The organism is Vibrio sp. 10N.222.49.C9, assembly GCF_041474985.1.
Lineage (GTDB): Bacteria > Pseudomonadota > Gammaproteobacteria > Enterobacterales > Vibrionaceae > Vibrio > Vibrio crassostreae_C.
On record NZ_JBFRVD010000127.1, the window covers coordinates 1 to 525 of the forward strand.

General features: G+C 41.3%; 1 protein-coding gene. It reads left to right on the plus strand.

From position 1 onward, the window contains the following. Positions 1 to 488 (plus strand): hypothetical protein (locus tag AB4585_RS22295; RefSeq protein ID WP_372170992.1); only part of this gene is annotated, 488 nt, incomplete at its 5' end. Positions 489 to 525 lie beyond the last annotated feature (37 nt).

Consider the following 525-nt stretch of genomic DNA (forward strand, 5'->3'; position numbering starts at 1 on the left):
TCATAGCTGACCCAATCATTACCATGCAAGGGCAGTCACCAGAGAGTGCAGGAAAAGCACTTAATGACATTATTTCAATTTACAGACACAGACGCGATCTAGAAGTAACCACACTTGCGAACTATGGCGACTTCACGCTAACACTGAGTAAGTCTGAGTATTACAATCGATATTCACTTAAAGGGGCTAACACCTACACATTGAATATTCCGAACTGTAACGCAGGAGGACGAGCGATTGACAACGCTGTAATGAAGAAAATCAAACAACTTACAGAGCTACAATCAACCGTGGAAGATGAAATCTCACGCTGTCAGTTAGAACAAACGTCAGCAGAAGTAGAGATCAACGAGCAATTCCCTCACTACGAAGAAATAGAAAGACTGAAAAAAGTAATTAGCACTATTCAACTTGAACTGGCTAATAAGCAGAGCGAAGAACAAGCAGAAGCCAAAGCGGAAAAAGAATCCAAGAAAGAGACAGCATAAACAAGCAATCACCCCCTCTAGTGACAATAGTTACTAG